General features: G+C 73.4%; 1 pseudogene. It reads right to left on the reverse strand.

Features of this window, described 5'->3' with window-relative positions:
- Positions 1-308: pseudogene (locus PUR61_RS24825) on the reverse strand (hypothetical protein); the annotation flags it as partial.

Raw genomic sequence — 308 nt, forward strand, 5'->3', positions numbered from 1 at the left:
CGCGACACCGGCCGCCGCCTGCGTGTGACCGAGGTTCGACTTCACCGACCCCAGCCACAGCTGCTCGTTCTCCGCACGGTCCTGGCCGTAGGTGGCGAGGAGCGCCTGGGCCTCGATCGGGTCACCCAGCGCGGTACCCGTCCCGTGCGCCTCAACGGCGTCCACGTCCCGCGCCGACAGACCCGCCGACACCCGCGCCTGGCGGATCTACCGCTGCTGCGAGGGGCCGTTCGGGGCGGTCAGACCGTTGGACGCGCCGTCCTGGTTCACCGCACTGCCCCGCACCACCGCCAGGACCGGGTGACCCA

Origin of the sequence: Streptomyces sp. BE20 (assembly GCF_036322525.1) — a bacterium.
In the GTDB taxonomy this organism is placed as follows: Bacteria; Actinomycetota; Actinomycetes; order Streptomycetales; family Streptomycetaceae; genus Kitasatospora.